General features: G+C 40.1%; 16 protein-coding genes. All 16 read right to left on the minus strand.

Annotated elements, in window-relative coordinates; all coding sequences use genetic code 11:
* Positions 1-26 precede the first annotated feature (26 nt).
* Positions 27-284, minus strand: a complete 258-nt coding sequence (locus tag HNR43_RS12860) for an RNA-binding S4 domain-containing protein (protein ID WP_183244385.1) — start codon at positions 282-284, stop codon at positions 27-29.
* A gap of 1 nt (position 285) precedes the next feature.
* Positions 286-1,737: a bifunctional methyltransferase/pyrophosphohydrolase YabN gene (gene yabN, locus HNR43_RS12865; RefSeq protein WP_183244387.1), complete on the minus strand. Its 1,452-nt coding sequence runs from the start codon at positions 1,735-1,737 to the stop codon at positions 286-288.
* A 2-nt stretch (positions 1,738-1,739) separates the two neighbouring features.
* Entirely contained in the window at positions 1,740-3,296 is a 1,557-nt protein-coding gene (locus HNR43_RS12870; RefSeq protein ID WP_183244389.1) for a putative polysaccharide biosynthesis protein, read from the minus strand.
* A gap of 64 nt (positions 3,297-3,360) precedes the next feature.
* Positions 3,361-3,897 carry a stage V sporulation protein T gene (gene spoVT / locus HNR43_RS12875; protein ID WP_183244391.1) on the minus strand — a complete coding sequence of 179 codons (537 nt, stop codon included), beginning with the start codon at positions 3,895-3,897 and terminating at the stop codon, positions 3,361-3,363.
* 195 nt (positions 3,898-4,092) lie between these two features.
* Positions 4,093-7,605: a transcription-repair coupling factor gene (mfd, locus tag HNR43_RS12880; RefSeq protein ID WP_183244393.1), complete on the minus strand. Its 3,513-nt coding sequence runs from the start codon at positions 7,603-7,605 to the stop codon at positions 4,093-4,095.
* A 57-nt stretch (positions 7,606-7,662) separates the two neighbouring features.
* Positions 7,663-7,893 carry an anti-sigma-F factor Fin gene (gene fin / locus HNR43_RS12885; protein WP_183244395.1) on the minus strand — a complete coding sequence of 77 codons (231 nt, stop codon included), beginning with the start codon at positions 7,891-7,893 and terminating at the stop codon, positions 7,663-7,665.
* 66 nt (positions 7,894-7,959) lie between these two features.
* Entirely contained in the window at positions 7,960-8,523 is a 564-nt protein-coding gene (gene pth, locus HNR43_RS12890) for an aminoacyl-tRNA hydrolase (protein WP_183244397.1), read from the minus strand.
* A gap of 57 nt (positions 8,524-8,580) precedes the next feature.
* The gene (locus HNR43_RS12895; protein WP_183244399.1) at positions 8,581-9,207 is read right to left on the minus strand and encodes a 50S ribosomal protein L25/general stress protein Ctc; all 627 of its coding nucleotides are present in this window, start codon (positions 9,205-9,207) and stop codon (positions 8,581-8,583) included.
* Between the two features lie 56 nt (positions 9,208-9,263).
* Positions 9,264-10,214 (minus strand): ribose-phosphate diphosphokinase, encoded by a 951-nt coding sequence (locus HNR43_RS12900; protein WP_183244401.1) that lies wholly within the window; start codon positions 10,212-10,214, stop codon positions 9,264-9,266.
* Positions 10,215-10,231: 17 nt separating this feature from the next.
* Positions 10,232-11,608, minus strand: coding sequence for a bifunctional UDP-N-acetylglucosamine diphosphorylase/glucosamine-1-phosphate N-acetyltransferase GlmU (glmU, locus tag HNR43_RS12905; RefSeq protein ID WP_183244403.1), 1,377 nt, complete (start codon positions 11,606-11,608; stop codon positions 10,232-10,234).
* Positions 11,609-11,794: 186 nt separating this feature from the next.
* Positions 11,795-12,085 carry a septation regulator SpoVG gene (spoVG, locus tag HNR43_RS12910; protein WP_003398210.1) on the minus strand — a complete coding sequence of 97 codons (291 nt, stop codon included), beginning with the start codon at positions 12,083-12,085 and terminating at the stop codon, positions 11,795-11,797.
* Between the two features lie 89 nt (positions 12,086-12,174).
* Positions 12,175-12,555: a RidA family protein gene (locus tag HNR43_RS12915; protein ID WP_032101709.1), complete on the minus strand. Its 381-nt coding sequence runs from the start codon at positions 12,553-12,555 to the stop codon at positions 12,175-12,177.
* A 33-nt stretch (positions 12,556-12,588) separates the two neighbouring features.
* Positions 12,589-13,413, minus strand: a complete 825-nt coding sequence (gene purR / locus HNR43_RS12920) for a pur operon repressor (RefSeq protein WP_183244405.1) — start codon at positions 13,411-13,413, stop codon at positions 12,589-12,591.
* Positions 13,414-13,428: 15 nt separating this feature from the next.
* A complete protein-coding gene (gene ispE / locus HNR43_RS12925) occupies positions 13,429-14,295 on the minus strand; it encodes a 4-(cytidine 5'-diphospho)-2-C-methyl-D-erythritol kinase (RefSeq protein ID WP_183244407.1) in 867 nt (288 codons plus the stop codon).
* Positions 14,296-14,422: 127 nt separating this feature from the next.
* Complete coding sequence (gene veg / locus HNR43_RS12930; RefSeq protein WP_183244409.1) at positions 14,423-14,692, minus strand: biofilm formation stimulator Veg; 270 nt, start codon at positions 14,690-14,692, stop codon at positions 14,423-14,425.
* A 202-nt stretch (positions 14,693-14,894) separates the two neighbouring features.
* Positions 14,895-15,773 (minus strand): sporulation peptidase YabG, encoded by an 879-nt coding sequence (yabG, locus tag HNR43_RS12935; protein WP_183244411.1) that lies wholly within the window; start codon positions 15,771-15,773, stop codon positions 14,895-14,897.
* Positions 15,774-15,818 lie beyond the last annotated feature (45 nt).

A 15,818-nucleotide genomic window follows, 5' to 3' on the forward strand; every position in this document is an offset into this window, starting at 1 on the left:
GAGGAGGAGAAGTAGTTTAGAACAAGCTATTCTACTCGCTCTTCTTTTACAATTTCATATAACGCATTCGCATCTTCTTTTTTCGCATGCTCTTGTAATTCGACCACTTTCACTGTCACATATTTTTGGCCAAATTGAATCATAATTTCATCGCCTATTTTTACGGTTGAACTTGCTTTCGCTTGCTGACCGTTAATAAATACACGTCCTTGATCAGCGACTTCTTTTGCTAATGTTCTCCTTTTAATGAGCCGAGAAACTTTTAAAAATTTATCGAGTCGCATATTATAACCCCTCCCTTTTCGCTTCTTCCCATATTTCATCTAATTGGTCTAACGAATATGTGTGCCACTCTTTTCCTAACTGTTTCACTTTCTTTTCGATATATTGAAAGCGACGATAAAATTTTTCGTTCGCCATCGCTAACGCTTCTTCAGGATTGACCTTGTAATATCGACATACATTGATTAACGCAAACAGTAAATCCCCGAATTCTGCCTTTAGTTTTTGTTCATCCATGTGATTAGCTTCTTGCTTTACTTCATTCATTTCTTCTTCCACTTTACGCCACATCGGCTCGACTTCTGACCAGTCAAACCCAACTTTTGCGGCTCTTTTTTGATATTCATATGCGCGCAACGTACCTGGTAGCGCTTGGGCAACATCGTCAAGCAATGAATGAGGTACATGTTCCTTTTCTGCCTGTTTGATTGCTTCCCAGTTACGTACGACATGTTCCGCATGCTCGACATGAACGTCCCCAAATACATGCGGATGACGGCGAATCATTTTTTCTGTAATGACTCGGATGACATCATCAATCGAAAACATCCCTTCATCTTCACCAATTTGGGCATGAAGCATAACTTGCAATAATACATCGCCAAGCTCTTCAATCATATTTTCATCATCTTGTCGATCAATCGCATCAAGAAGCTCATACGTTTCTTCGAGCAAATACTTTTTTAGCGACTGGTGCGTCTGTTTCCGATCCCAAGGGCAACCGTTAGGCCCGCGCAACGTCGCAATAATACGTCGTAAAGTAGTAAAGTCATGATATAACAGGTCATCATTTTCTACTTTTGGTACGTAAACGCTCGTTAAATTGCTAACGGTTACGACCCGATCTAGCTCATATAGTGGAACTTTTTCAATGCGTTGTTGCTTACTTCCTGCCGCATAAATGATAAAAACGGGATAATCATGTGGCAATTTTTCTAATAAGGCTAATTTTACATCGGAAGCGATAAATGAATCATATACTTGGCAAAAAATGATATGATTCCGCAACTGAATTTCGTCCGATTGAAACGAAGTGGCGTCGACAAATTGAAACCCTTCAATCGGATCGAGCTCAACGGCAGTAAATAATGCATCGAGAAAACTTTGTCCACCTTCCACGCGAACAGAAATGTGATCTTTTTTTTCAAGCAATAGCTTTACTGTACGCTCAGCGACAAGTGGATGTCCTGGAACAGCGTATATGACATCCCCTTTTTTCACCTCTTCACATAAATGTTCAACAATATGTTCGTATACTTGTTCAAACTGATCATATTTTTCGTATATCTCGTCAAACGATTGAACATGTATTCCTTCCGCTTCTAGTTGTGCGACAACAGGATGATCTTTTGTTCGTAAAAAGATGCGATTCGCCTGTTTTAGTGTACGGTACACACCGAAAGACAACTGGTCTATGTCTCCTGCCCCAAGACCAACGATTGTGATTGTACCCATGACTATCCAGCCTTTCTTTGTTTTATATTTATTAAATAACGCCCAAACGGAAAAGCTAACAATTCGTTTTCCGCAAAAACTTCTTCTTTAACGATCATTATAATATAAACAAACGCCCCAATAAAAACGCCAATAATCGCTTGAAATGACGAAAATAAGCGTCCTTGATGAACAGGCAACTCGTTCGTCAATATGATATATCCAGCTAAAACTATGGCCATCATCGCTGCAGCCTTTATCGTTTGAATGATTATAGAACGCGAAAGTAAAGGACAAGACATTCGTTTTTGTACATAAAAAAAGGCAATGGCGCACATGACAACATATGCAATAAATGTCGCTACAGCGGCTCCTACTGTATGCCATAAAGGAACGAACATGACATTCAACACCCATTTTGCTATCATGCCAATACAAACAACGAGAAGCGGACGAAATACATCTCCAAGTCCCTGCAAAATAGCAATGAACGTTAATGTTAAAGAAGTAAAAAGAATAGAAATAGATAAAATCGTCAGTTCGATTGCACCAACATGATCTTCAAACAACATCATATTCGCTTGTTTTAATATACAAACTAAACCAACTGCAGCCCCCATTCCGATGACAAAGGCCAAGCGAACAGCCGTATATACTGCATTACGTTCCTTTTGTTCGCTTGATAACATCGGCACAAGCGCTAATGAAAAAGATGTGGCCGCTACGGTCCCAAGTTGAATAAATGGTTGACCGCGATCATAAATCCCCTTCGCTGTTTTAGCTAGCTCATGCCATCCCCCTTGTTGCAATAACGGGAGAAGCGTAAGTGAATCAACAAGCTGCATTAAAACGAGAACCATGTTAGCTAAACAAATTGTTACGCCATGAACGGCTAAAAATAAAAGCACTCTTCTTTTTTCTTTTATTGGAAGCCATAGCCGAGTATGAACATTCATTCGCTTTCGCAACATATATGCAACGAGTACAGCGAGGGCAGCAAAACTCCCCATAAGTGAACCAATCATCGCGCCAGCTCCTGCCTCATAAACGTTAAATCCGCGATGAAGCAAAAGAGAAGAAAGGAATAAAATAGCAAAAACACGCACAAATTGTTCCACTACTTGTGAAACAGCTGTCGGAACCATCTCCCCTATCCCTTGAAAATAGCCGCGAAAAACAGAAGCAAATGGGAGAAGTAGAAAGGCAAATGAAATGGCTCGAATGAGCGAAACTAATTGGTGATCCCCCATGACCGTCGCTAGCGATGAGGACCCGAAATAAAGAATGGAAAACATAATGACGCTCATACATGATAAAAAATAAAAAGAAAGCCGAACGACAGCAAATGTATATGTTGATTGTTTATTTTCAGCAATAAGTTTTGAAATTGCAACGGGATAACCATACGTTGATAAGGCAGTAAAAATTCCATAAAAGGGATAAACTTGTTGATAAATATAAAATCCAACATCACCCGCAATATTTTGATACGGAATTCGGTAAAAAGCACTTAATATTTTTGTAAATAAGGCAGCGACCGTCAACACAAATGCACCGTGCAACCAATCTCTTCTTTTCATATAATCCACCTTTTTCCAAACACATATAATTAAACATCAAAAAAAAGGTAGCGAGATGCTACCTTTATTGTTCCATTTGCCGAGCAAGGAAGCTCGCTGCAGTTTCTGCCGCTTTATGCTCTACTTCACCAAGCGTTTTATCTTTCGAGAAAATAATGACTGCTCCGATTGGATCTCCTCCAGCAATGATTGGTGCAACCACGTATGATTGCATCTGTTCTTCATGACCTTGGGCAAATGATACACTTTTTTCTTCTGTATGCAAAATAGACTGACGATCTTCCATCACTTTTTCAACAAGCTCACTTACGCTCTTATTTAAATACTCCTTTTTCGATCCGCCTGCTACGGCGATAAATACATCGCGATCACAAATGAGAACGGGTTGTCCTAAACTGTCAAAAAGAGCCTCGGCGTACTCTTTTGCAAAATCACCTAACTCACTAATCGGCGAATACTTTTTCAAAATGACCTCGCCATCACGGTCAACAAATATTTCAAGCGGGTCTCCTTCACGGATGCGAAGTGTTCTGCGAATTTCTTTCGGGATTACAACTCGTCCTAAATCATCGATTCGTCGAACAATACCTGTTGCTTTCATCTATCGATGCCTCGCTTTCATCTAGTGATTAAAAATGGCACTGGTGAAGCAGTTGAATAATTCACCATTGTTGTGATTAGTATCCGTCACAAGCGAAGTTATATACACAGTGAAGGGGGATTTTTTTTAAAAAGTGAAAATCCCCCATCTTCATCATTGCCACTTATTTATAAACAATAAACATGAAGCAATCAATTATTTTTTAGCATATTTTAACCCTTTTAGCAACTCATAAACGATCATTAACCATTGTTGCGGTTTCATTCCTTTTACATGAACGACAATTTTGAAGCAATCTCCATCCATGCCGAAACCAACATCTCTGCCATACGGTTCACCGAGCTTAAACAATTGGCTAACATCAATTTGCTTTGTCGTTTCTTGTGAAAATAAAATTGTAATTTCTTGCTTCGTCTGCTTAATGGACTGAATGAGATGCTGTTTCGCGTATATTTTTATTTCAGCAATTTGGAATAAATAAGCCACTTCGTCCGGATAGTCACCGAAACGATCTAACATTTCTTCTCGTAATTGCTCGAGCTCTTCTAACGAATCAAGCCCACGAAATCTCTTATACATCTCGATTTTTTGTTGTTCGTTTGTAATGTAATGCTCTGGGATATACGCATCTATTTCTAAATCGATCTCCACTTCAAACGGCTTTTCTTGCTTCGTTCCTCGTCGTTCTTCAATCGCTTCTTTCAACATTTGAGAATAAAGCTCAAAACCGACGGAATCAATAAATCCATGTTGTTGTGCCCCTAGTAAGTTTCCTGCACCACGAATGGATAAGTCGCGCATCGCGATTTTAAAACCGGATCCTAGCTCTGTAAACTCTTTAATGGCTTGCAATCGTTTTTCTGCTACTTCATTCAACACCTTATCTTTTCGGTAAGTAAAATATGCATAAGCAATGCGATTAGAACGTCCTACACGCCCTCGCAATTGATATAGTTGGGAAAGACCCATTTTATCTGCATCATAAACAATTAACGTATTCACATTTGGAATGTCAACACCTGTTTCGATGATCGTCGTGCTCACTAATACATCATACTGACCTTCTAAAAACGCAAGCATGACCGCTTCGAGTTCATGTTCAGACATTCTTCCGTGTGCATATGTCACGCGAGCATCAGGTACGAGCGCTGAAATTTCTTCTGCCTTCCGATCAATGTCTTCAATGCGATTATAAAGAAAAAACACTTGTCCTCCGCGCGCCATTTCGCGTTCAATCGCTTCTCGCACAATGATAGGGCTATATTCCATCACATACGTTTGTACAGGGAAACGATTTTCCGGAGGTGTTTCGATGACAGATAAATCGCGGACACCGATAAGCGACATATGCAACGTACGCGGGATCGGTGTAGCGGTTAATGTTAGTACGTCGATATTTGTTTTTAGTTGTTTAATTTTTTCTTTATGAGCAACACCAAATCGTTGTTCTTCGTCAATAATTAATAAACCTAAATCTTTAAATGATACGTCTTTAGATAAAAGCCGATGTGTTCCAATAACCATATCAATCGTGCCGTCTTTTAAGCCTTGAATCGTTTCCGCCTGTTGTTTTTTCGTACGGAAACGGCTTAATAAACCGATGTTAATCGGATAACCCTGAAAACGTTCACGAACTGTTTCGTAATGTTGTTGCGCTAAAATCGTCGTTGGTACGAGAAATGCAACTTGTTTTCCATCCATAATCGCTTTAAATGCCGCTCGCAACGCTACTTCTGTTTTTCCGTAACCAACATCCCCACATAGCAACCGATCCATCGGTCGTTCGCTTTCCATATCGCGTTTAATTTCGCGAATCGAACGAAGCTGATCTTCTGTTTCTTGATATGGGAAAGCTGCTTCAAATTCCCGTTGCATTTCATTATCAGGTGAAAACGCATACCCTCTGCTCGCTTCGCGCTCGGCATATAACTTCATTAAATCTTCGGCAATATCTTGAACAGAAGACTCCACTTTCTTTTTTACTTTCTTCCACTCTGTTCCACCTAATTTATAAATTTTCGGCTCTTTTCCTTCTGAACCAACATATTTTTGAACGAGGTCCATTTGATCAACAGGAACGTATAACGTATCATTCCCTTGATATTGAATATGAATGTAATCTTTATGAATGCCGTTAATCTCTAACGTTTCGATTCCTAAGTATTTTCCGATCCCATGATTAACATGAACGACATAGTCACCGACTTTTAAATCTGTATAACTTTTAATTCGTTCCGCGTTCGACAACTTTTGACGCCGCAAAGGACGCTTCATTCGCTTTTTAAATAGCTCTTCTTCTGTAATGACGGCCAGTTTTTGCATCGGCAATTCAAAACCTGCAGCTAAACTAGACGGAACAATTTGACATTTCCCATGTAACAATGCATCGTCTTTCCCCAATTGAACGGCATTAATCTCATAATCTTCTAACGTCTGTTTCAGTTTTTTCGCTCGTTCTTCATTTCCTGCTAGTAATACAACAGCATAATTCCCCTTCTGCCATCGCTCAATTTCTCCCTTTAACAACTGCATTTGACTATAAAACACTTGCATTTGTTTACAAGATACATTAACAACGTTTTGGGGATGCGTGTATGGAATATGACGTAAAAATAAAGATAAGTAAATCATTGATCTCATCCGTTTTTGCAATACTTCTGGGAACGAATGAGAAATCGAGACACTTTGCACAATTTTTCCTTCTTCTAGTAAATTTGTGTACCATTCTGCCTCTTCTTGCTCCAATTTTTCTGCTACTTCTTGAATGCGACTCATTTCATCAATGACAACAACACCGTGCTCCGGAATATAATCTAGCAAACTTGCAGCCGAAGGATAGAAGAGTGAGAAATATTTGTACATTTCTTCAATTGATTTCCCATTTTTCAACTGCTCTAATTCAAACGACACATGTTCAAATAAACGATTTTTCGTTTTTTCATCGTGAATATGTTGCAGCGTATCATGAAATTGTGCCTCTAACCGTTGAATCGCTTCGTCTATATTTTGTTGCTCAACAATCAATTCAGTTGCCGGTCCAATTAATACCTCGTTTATCTCAGCAATTGAACGTTGATCGTCGACGGAAAACGTTCGAATCGACTCGATCTCTACGTCAAATAGTTCAATACGATAAGGAAGATCGGCTGTAAGCGGATAAATATCAATAATGCCCCCTCGGACGCTAAATTCCCCAGGAGTCGAAACAACAGATACACGCTCATATCCCATTGCAACAAATTGTTTCAAACAATGTTCCACATCCATTTGCTCACCGACGCGAAAATGAAGTTGATAACGTTGCCATACATCTTTCGGTGGCAATAGTCGTCGAAGCGCAGCAATAGGAGCAATGACGATTCCTTTTTTTCGTTCACACCAATAGTTTAACACTTCTAAGCGTTGCGCCCGTAATTCTGGACTAGCTACAGCTAATTCAGCTGCGATTAATTCGTTGACAGGATAAAGAAACACTTCTTCTTCATCAATTAATTGAATGAGATCGTCATATATTTTTTGCGCTTGAAATAAATTGTGCGTCACAATACATATAGGACGCTCAGTGTTTTCGTATAAGGAAGAAATGAAAACAGAACGAGCAGAGCCAGATAAACCGGTGACAAGCTGCTCCTTTAATCCATTGCGAATCCCTTCCGCAACCGATTGCATGTCCGCATGGTTGATAAAATATTGTCGTAACCCTTGCAAAAAATTCCCTCCTCTCCAAACATAAATACAAAAATGCTTTGGGTGCCCCAAAGCCAATCATTGAATAAATTTTTCATATTGATGAAGATCCGGATTCCGATCTAACGCCTCTTGACAATCTTCGCAAATCGTCTTAACATAAATTTCTCCTGTAGGAAGATATTGTATAATATCTAATCTTTCTTCTTCTGTTAGTCGATGAAAGCCCAATTGCTCACTCTCTAGCTCGAGTGCATCAATTGTTCCAATTTTCACGCCACAGTGTCGGCAATAATAGTGTAATGCCATACTTGCCCCTCCTAAATGGTTGTTTTAATCGAATACATTTTGAACCATTTAGTCGGGAATTATTCATTACTTGTTAAATTCGTTCATCACTTGCGCAAACGGAATTTGCAACGACCGTTCGCACGCATCCGCCGCCTTCTGAATAGCTTGCTCGATTTGTATTTTCTCTTCCACTGTCCATCGGCCTAATACATAATCGCTCACTTTCATGCCGTTTTTCGGTCGATCGATGCCAATACGAATGCGTTTAAATTGCTCTGTTTTCAAGTGATGAATAAGTGATTTCATGCCATTATGACCGCCGGCGCTTCCCTTTGGACGCAAGCGAACCGTTCCGGTTGGCAAATCTAAATCGTCATAAATGACAATGACTTCATCGACACCAATATCATAATAATCCACCAAGGGTCGAACACATTCGCCCGATAAGTTCATATATGTAAGCGGTTTGCATAATATAACCTTTTCACCTAAAACGATGCCACTTGCAAGTATACCTTGGAACTTTGTTTGATTAAGCACGAGCCCCCAGCGACGGGCGAGCTCGTCAATCACCATAAACCCTACATTATGTCTCGTTTGCTCGTATTCTTTCCCTGGATTGCCTAAACCAACAAACAGTTTTGCCATTTCCCCTGCTCCTTCTCTCCATACTGCAAAAGACGTAACCAATGATGGCTACGTCCGTCACGGCGTTGTTTCCCGTCCTTCTTCCGATTCTGGTTTTCCCGGCTCTTGTTCCTCACCGCTATGAATTTCTTCTTCTTGTTTTGGTGGCAAGATGGACGCAATTACTTCTGTCGGATCGTGATTAATTTTATAAGCACCGTTTGTTTGAATATGTGAAACTGTAATAGCATCGCCTACTTGCAAATTCGTTATATCTACATCAATGGATGGCGGGATGTTTGACGGTAATGCTCGAATGGACAATTGATGCATCGCCTGTTGCAATACGCCCCCATCTTTGACGCCAGCTGCTTCACCAATGAGATGAATAGGAACGTCAACATCTATTTCTGTTTTTGCATCAACAGCTAAAAAGTCAATATGAATAATATCATGGCGAATCGGATGTTTTTGCATATCACGAATGATAATGCGGATATGATTATCATTTATTTTTGCGTCTAAAAGGCCGGTGCCACCTGTAGCCCGCAACTGCTTCAAAAACTCAGCCGCATCAACAAAAATCGGTTGGCTATTCGTCGTTTTTCCGTACAAAACGGCCGGAATATGACCTTGTTTTCGCATTTGTTTTACATAAGAGCGTCGATGATCTGAACGTAATTGAAGTTGTAACAATGAAATCACCTTCCTATTTTAGAATCGCTCATAGCTTCCCCTAAAATAGGAAGGTCTAAACATCATTAATCAAACAACGCGCTAATCGATTGTTCTTCATGTACGCGAATAATTGCTTCACCGATAAGAGGAGCAACAGATAGCTCGACAATTTTATTCGTTTTCTTTTCTTCAGGAATAGCAATCGTATTCGTAACAACAAGCTCTTTAATTTTCGAGTTTTGGATTCTTTCAATTGCTGGACCTGATAAAACTGGGTGCGTACAACATGCATACACTTCTTTTGCCCCATGCTCAGCTAATGCATTTGCTGCTAAAGTAATTGTACCAGCTGTATCAATAATATCATCCACTAAAATCGTGATTTTGCCTTGCACATTCCCAATGATGTTCATAACTTCTGCTACATTTGGTTTTGGACGCCGTTTGTCAATAATAGCAATCGGTGCTTTTAAACGATCTGCCATTTTTCGTGCACGCGTCACGCCACCATGGTCTGGAGAAACGATAACGATATCATCAAGTTGTTTTTCTTTAAAGTAATCTGCTAAAATCGGAACCCCCATTAAATGATCGATTGGGATATCAAAAAATCCTTGAATTTGTGGCGCGTGCAAATCAAGCGTAATGACGCGAGAAGCACCAGCTGTTTCTAATAAATTAGCAACTAATTTCGCCGTAATCGGCTCACGAGAACGCGCTTTGCGATCTTGACGAGCATATCCGTAGTACGGCATAACGATGTTAATTGTTTTAGCAGATGCCCGCTTTAACGCATCAATCATAATAAGCAATTCCATCAAATGTTCATTTACAGGTGCACTTGTCGATTGAATAACATAAACATCGCATCCCCGGATGCTTTCTTCAATATTAATTTGAATTTCCCCATCACTAAAACGAGAAACAGAGCACTTTCCTAATTCAACACCAATGACTTTTGCGATTTCTTGAGCTAAGATCGGATTAGAATTTAATGAAAATAACTTTAAATTAGAATTCAAATACTGAGACATGGGTCAATGAACCTCCATTAGGATTTTTTCTTCGCTTGTAGACGTTCAACATAATTTTCTTTATTTGTTTGTCGAGCACGAGCGATGGCTAAAGCATGACTAGGTACATCCTCGGTAATCGTTGAGCCAGCCGCTATATACGCTCCACTTCCTACTACAACAGGAGCAATTAAGTTCGAATTACAACCAATAAATGCACCATCTTCAATTTTTGTCACGTATTTATTGGTACCGTCATAATTTACTGTAATGGTGCCACAACCGATGTTGACGTCCGCACCTACCTCAGCATCCCCAATATAGCTCAGATGTGATGCTTTACTTCCATTTCCAAACGTCGCTTTTTTAATTTCAACAAAGTTTCCAATTCTCACATCATCGCCAATGTTAGATTGCGGACGAATATGAGCAAATGGGCCGATTGTTACGTCTGACCCTACTTCACTATCATGTACAACCGAATGTCGAATCGATGTGTTATTACTAATACGGCTATTTTTAATTTCGCTATTCGGTCCGATTATACAGTTTTCACCGATCACCGTGTGTCCTTCAATCCATGTCCCTGGATAAATGATTGTATCCTGTCCAATGCATACATCAGGTGCTATATACGTATGCTCAGGATCGATGATTGTCACACCATTTGCCATATGTTTACGATGAATGCGCGCCCGCATAATTTTTTCTGCTTGTGCAAGCGCAATGCGGTCATTTACACCTAACGTTTCTTCAAATACCGATGTTTCATATGCTGAAATAATTTCGCCTTGTTTCTTCAAAATTTCAATGACATCTGGTAAATAATATTCTCCTTGTGCATTGTCATTTGACACTTTCGTAAGCGCTTCAAATAATGCACGATTATCGAAACAATACGTCCCTGTATTAATTTCTCGAATCTTTCGTTCTTCTTCTGTTGCGTCTTTATGTTCTACAATTTTTTCGACATGTCCATCTTCATTCCGGACAACGCGACCATATCCTGTTGGATCTTCTGCAAGGGCGGTTAAAATCGTTGCTTTCGCTTTCGTTTGTAAATGATGTTGTAAAAGCGCTTCCATCGTTTCTGAGGTGATCAATGGCGTATCCCCGCAAACAACGAGAGTGACACCATCTTTATCGGCTAAATGAGGTGCTGCTTGCATCACGGCGTGCGCCGTCCCAAGCTGTTGTTCCTGAATGACGTACTCACTTTGACTGCCGAGCTGTTCTTTCACTCGTTCTGCTCCAAAACCAACAACGGTAATTAGTCGATCTACATGCAATGTAGAAATCGCATCTACTACATGTTGTACCATCGGCTTGCCACAGACAGGGTGCAACACTTTATAAAGCTTTGAGCGCATGCGCGTCCCCTGTCCAGCCGCTAAAATGATCGCATATCGTCTCATCTTAAGGCCTCCATACCTCTCTTTATCCATATTGAATATATATCAATTATGTATGTATTTCAAGGAAACATTGTCATCTACCAAAAAAATTCACCATTTTCACGATATGTTCTTTGCCAATGGGACAAATATCATTCTCCATATGAAAAGGACCCTTCTTCTCGAGAGGGTCCTCTTTCTTATTTATTACGAAGCTCCTGCTTCTTCAAGCTCTTTTTCCAATTCACCAGCACGGTGATATTCAGCTAAAACAGCTTCTTGGATTTTCCCGCGGGTTGTTGAGTTAATTGGATGAGCAATGTCACGGAATTCCCCGTCAGGAGTACGCTTGCTTGGCATAGCAACAAACAAGCCGTTATTGCCTTCAATTACACGGATATCATGAACGACGAATTCATGATCCAACGTAATCGAAGCAATCGCTCTCATACGTCCTTCGGTATTCACGCGGCGTAATCTCACGTCAGTTACTTCCATTCTGTTCACCACCTTTTCCCTATATAAGAACTTAAGTGAATTTATTCCACACTATTTTTCATTTTCCTGCTAACTTGAAAAAAATTTTTTTACGATTGTTTGACAAGCGCAACCACTTCAATTTCAATTAACGCGTCTTTTGGTAAGCGTGCAACTTCAACAGCAGAACGCGCTGGTTTATGATTACAAAAATATTGGCCATATACTTCATTCATCGCCGCAAAATCATTCATATCTTTTAAAAACACCGTTGTTTTTACAACCGTTTCTAAAGATGCTCCTGCCGCTTCAAGCACAGCTTGCAAATTTTTGAACACTTGATGCGTTTGTGCTTGAATATCTCCTTGCACCATTTCTCCTTCTGGCGTTAACGCAATTTGTCCAGAGCTGTAAAACATGTTGTTGACAATAATGCCTTGTGAATATGGTCCAATGGCTTGTGGAGCTTGGTTTGTGTGTACAACTTTCATGTCTCTTCCTCCTGTATGTAAAAATCATTTTATTTATTTGACAAAATGAAAGTAGTTTCCTTCTTCTACTGTAATTTGTTTTTCTTTTACATTGACAGATGTTAATTTCACGAGTGAAACATATTCGTCAACGAGTCGTTCTTCTGCTTCTTCCGACTCGACAAGCACACCAATCCCAACAACGTTTGCGCGAAATTCAGCAAGCAAACTAATCATGCCATTAATCGTTCCGCCAGCTTTCATAAAATCATCGATGATTAAAACGTTTGATCCTTCTGTTAAACTTCGTTTCGATAGCACCATCGTTTGAATACGTTTTGACGAACCAGATACGTAATTGATACTGACCATCGATCCTTCTGTCACTTTGCTGTCGCGACGAATAATGACGACAGGTACGTTTAAAAAGCTCGCAACAGCATAAGCTAGAGGAATCCCTTTTGTCGCAACTGTCACAACGAAATCAATATGTTCATGTGCAAACGCAGAAGCATATAAACGACCAATTTGGTTGACGATGCGTGTATCGCCAAGCAAATCTGTCATATATAAATAGCCCCCCGGTAGTAGCCGATCGGGATCGGCCAAGCTTGTACATAATTGCTGAATAAATTGTTTCGCTTCTGTTTCCGACATTTTTGGTACATATTGCACTCCACCGGCTGCCCCAGGAAGCGTACGTAACAAACCGATCCCTTGCTGTTCAAACGTCTGCTTAATAATAGCCAAATCTTCGCTAATTGACGATTTTGCTGATCCGTATCGTTCCGCAAAAAAAGTAAGCGGGACAAGCTGATGTGGATGGTAAAGCAAATAATGCGTCATATCTACAAGCCGACTACTCCGCCTTAATTTCATGTGATAACCTCCTTATTATTGTTCATGCCTTTCTCCAATTAATCGAACAGCATATACGTGTTCACAAAAACCGCGCAAACCGTTATATACTCGTTGTAAACGTGAATCGTGTTGAACAAGACCAAACACAGTCGGCCCACTTCCGCTCATTAATGATACATCCGCACCAAAACGTTTCATTTGTTCTTTAATTTGCGCTACTTCAGGATGCATGTTTAATGTGACACTTTCCAATACGTTTCCAGCGAGCGCACAAATTTTTTCATAATTTTTCTCTTTAATCGCCTCAACCATGCCATCTACGTCTGGATGATGAACGGATTGTAATTGTAAATTTCGGTATACATCCGCTGTTGATACACCGATTGTTGGTTTTGCTAAAATAACCCAACATGGCGGTGGAGCCGGAATGTGCTCAATTTTTTCCCCACGTCCTCTCGCAACCGCTGTCCCCCCATATACGCAAAACGGGACATCCGATCCGATCTCCGCTCCAATTTCGGCAAGTTCATCTAAACTTAAACCTAGTCCCCAAAGTTTATTTAATCCACGCAACGTTGCCGCTGCATCACTACTCCCACCTGCAAGACCTGCTGCAACAGGAATATGCTTCGTGATGGAGATCGCCACACCTCGACGAACACCTAGCTTTTCTTTCAGAAGTTTAGCTGCTTGGTATGCTAAATTTCGTTCATCATCTGGCACAAAGCGATTGTGTGAAATAATTTGAATCGTATCACTATACAAATCCGTTAACTCCACACGGTCAGCTAAATCAATCGTAGTCATCACCATATTCACTTCATGGTAACCGTCTGAACGCTTATGTAATACATCGAGAGATAAATTAATTTTCGCTGGTGCTTTCACTAACAACCTCAAACTGTTCACCTACTTTTCCGACTTCGAACTCCTATCGACATTTTACCACAAAAAATAGTGAACAAATACGTGCCTTTTCCATACACATAAAAAAAGAGACCACCGATATTGGTCGCCTCCTTACCCATCATGAATGTGAGCTACTCATCGCTATTTGTTCATCATCTAAAAATGTCAGCTGTACTGTTTCCGTCAACACGTCTGCATAACTATATGATACACGTTCAAAAGCGTTTTCTTCTTGATCCAGTTCAACAACAAATACCGACGGATATGTTTGGGCTAACACGCCGCAACGCTCGATTGTCTTTCGACGCCCACCGTTCGCTTTTAACGTCAATCTTTTACCGAGATTCGAATCCAACACTTTTTTAATTTCCGACAATGTTTTTCCCATCGTATCCACCTCACTATTAAGTAGTATAACAAACGAAGTTGAATAAGTCAAAAAATAAGAATTATATCAACAAAGAATATTTTATGTCAATACTTTTGTTTTTATTATGGGCAATAATAAAAAAATTATGTACAAAAAGTGTTAAAAAAACAAAATAATATTCTTGTCTTTTTACCACGATGGCAAAAAGACAAGAAGTATGTTATGTTTGCTCATCTATCGTCCGAAATGGCATTCCCGTTCGCAAAACACCTCGCGTTTCGACGCCGCCAAGTCCCTTTTCCCCCGTTAATGTATTTCGTAGCACATCCCATACGTTAACACGATCCATAAAGGGAGTGAAGCTAATGCGTGAAACGATGTATACAGGGTCAAGCGCATGAATATTGACACGCGCAGGGGAGCTTGCAAAGTTAGCACCCGCTCGAATAAGCGATTCAAAATGAGATTGACACGCTCCAGCGAAAATCACAAGTTGATCGAGATTTGGGATTTTTTTTCGGGCCTGCTTCACCGTCTGTACGAAATATTTCGAGTGACGATAAGCTTTTAAATCACCGATCGCTCCTTTTGATTTTGAATATGCATCATGCCCAGTCACAACTAAAATATCAGGACGAACTTGTTCAAGTAGTGGAATAATGCGATCGGGCATGTCTGCTTCGTGACAATGGACGCCATATACCGGAACTCCAATTCGCTCATACAACTGCATGCATTTTCGTAAATAAAGTGGGTCACCGTCTATATGAAGCACTCGGCCTGGAAGTTGAAAAAAATCCATTTTTACTTCGTATCCACCCGTTGATTCATATTCGCTTTTTTCTCGTAACAAACGATAATCTTGACGCAACAATTTGTAGCATTGCTCAATATGTTGTTTTTCTTCTTCTTTCCTTCTCTTTTTTTCGCGTTCATCAATAACAACTAAATCGGAAAAGGGAGCATCAGCTATGAGTCGAACATCCTCTCCATATAAGATCGCTTCTTTTTCTCCCTCTTTTTCTTTAATATCAATAACCCGAAACAAAACATCACATTCATACGATCTCCGTGCAACAATGTCTCCAACTTGAATCATACACGTCCGCCCTTTCGTTTGTTTTGTTTGTAACATATGCAACGA

The organism is Anoxybacillus mongoliensis, assembly GCF_014201515.1.
GTDB lineage: Bacteria > Bacillota > Bacilli > Bacillales > Anoxybacillaceae > Anoxybacillus > Anoxybacillus mongoliensis.

What these genes read in the sequence shown, in the direction of transcription:
- HNR43_RS12860 (WP_183244385.1), bottom strand. Translation starts at nt 284, where the DNA reads ATGCGACTCGATAAATTTTTAAAAGTTTCTCGGCTCATTAAAAGGAGA.
- yabN (WP_183244387.1), bottom strand. Translation starts at nt 1,737, where the DNA reads ATGGGTACAATCACAATCGTTGGTCTTGGGGCAGGAGACATAGACCAG.
- HNR43_RS12870 (WP_183244389.1), bottom strand. Translation starts at nt 3,296, where the DNA reads ATGAAAAGAAGAGATTGGTTGCACGGTGCATTTGTGTTGACGGTCGCT.
- spoVT (WP_183244391.1), bottom strand. Translation starts at nt 3,897, where the DNA reads ATGAAAGCAACAGGTATTGTTCGACGAATCGATGATTTAGGACGAGTT.
- fin (WP_183244395.1), bottom strand. Translation starts at nt 7,893, where the DNA reads ATGGCATTACACTATTATTGCCGACACTGTGGCGTGAAAATTGGAACA.
- pth (WP_183244397.1), bottom strand. Translation starts at nt 8,523, where the DNA reads ATGGCAAAACTGTTTGTTGGTTTAGGCAATCCAGGGAAAGAATACGAG.
- HNR43_RS12900 (WP_183244401.1), bottom strand. Translation starts at nt 10,214, where the DNA reads ATGTCTCAGTATTTGAATTCTAATTTAAAGTTATTTTCATTAAATTCT.
- glmU (WP_183244403.1), bottom strand. Translation starts at nt 11,608, where the DNA reads ATGAGACGATATGCGATCATTTTAGCGGCTGGACAGGGGACGCGCATG.
- spoVG (WP_003398210.1), bottom strand. Translation starts at nt 12,085, where the DNA reads ATGGAAGTAACTGACGTGAGATTACGCCGCGTGAATACCGAAGGACGT.
- HNR43_RS12915 (WP_032101709.1), bottom strand. Translation starts at nt 12,555, where the DNA reads ATGAAAGTTGTACACACAAACCAAGCTCCACAAGCCATTGGACCATAT.
- purR (WP_183244405.1), bottom strand. Translation starts at nt 13,413, where the DNA reads ATGAAATTAAGGCGGAGTAGTCGGCTTGTAGATATGACGCATTATTTG.
- veg (WP_183244409.1), bottom strand. Translation starts at nt 14,692, where the DNA reads ATGGGAAAAACATTGTCGGAAATTAAAAAAGTGTTGGATTCGAATCTC.
- yabG (WP_183244411.1), bottom strand. Translation starts at nt 15,773, where the DNA reads ATGATTCAAGTTGGAGACATTGTTGCACGGAGATCGTATGAATGTGAT.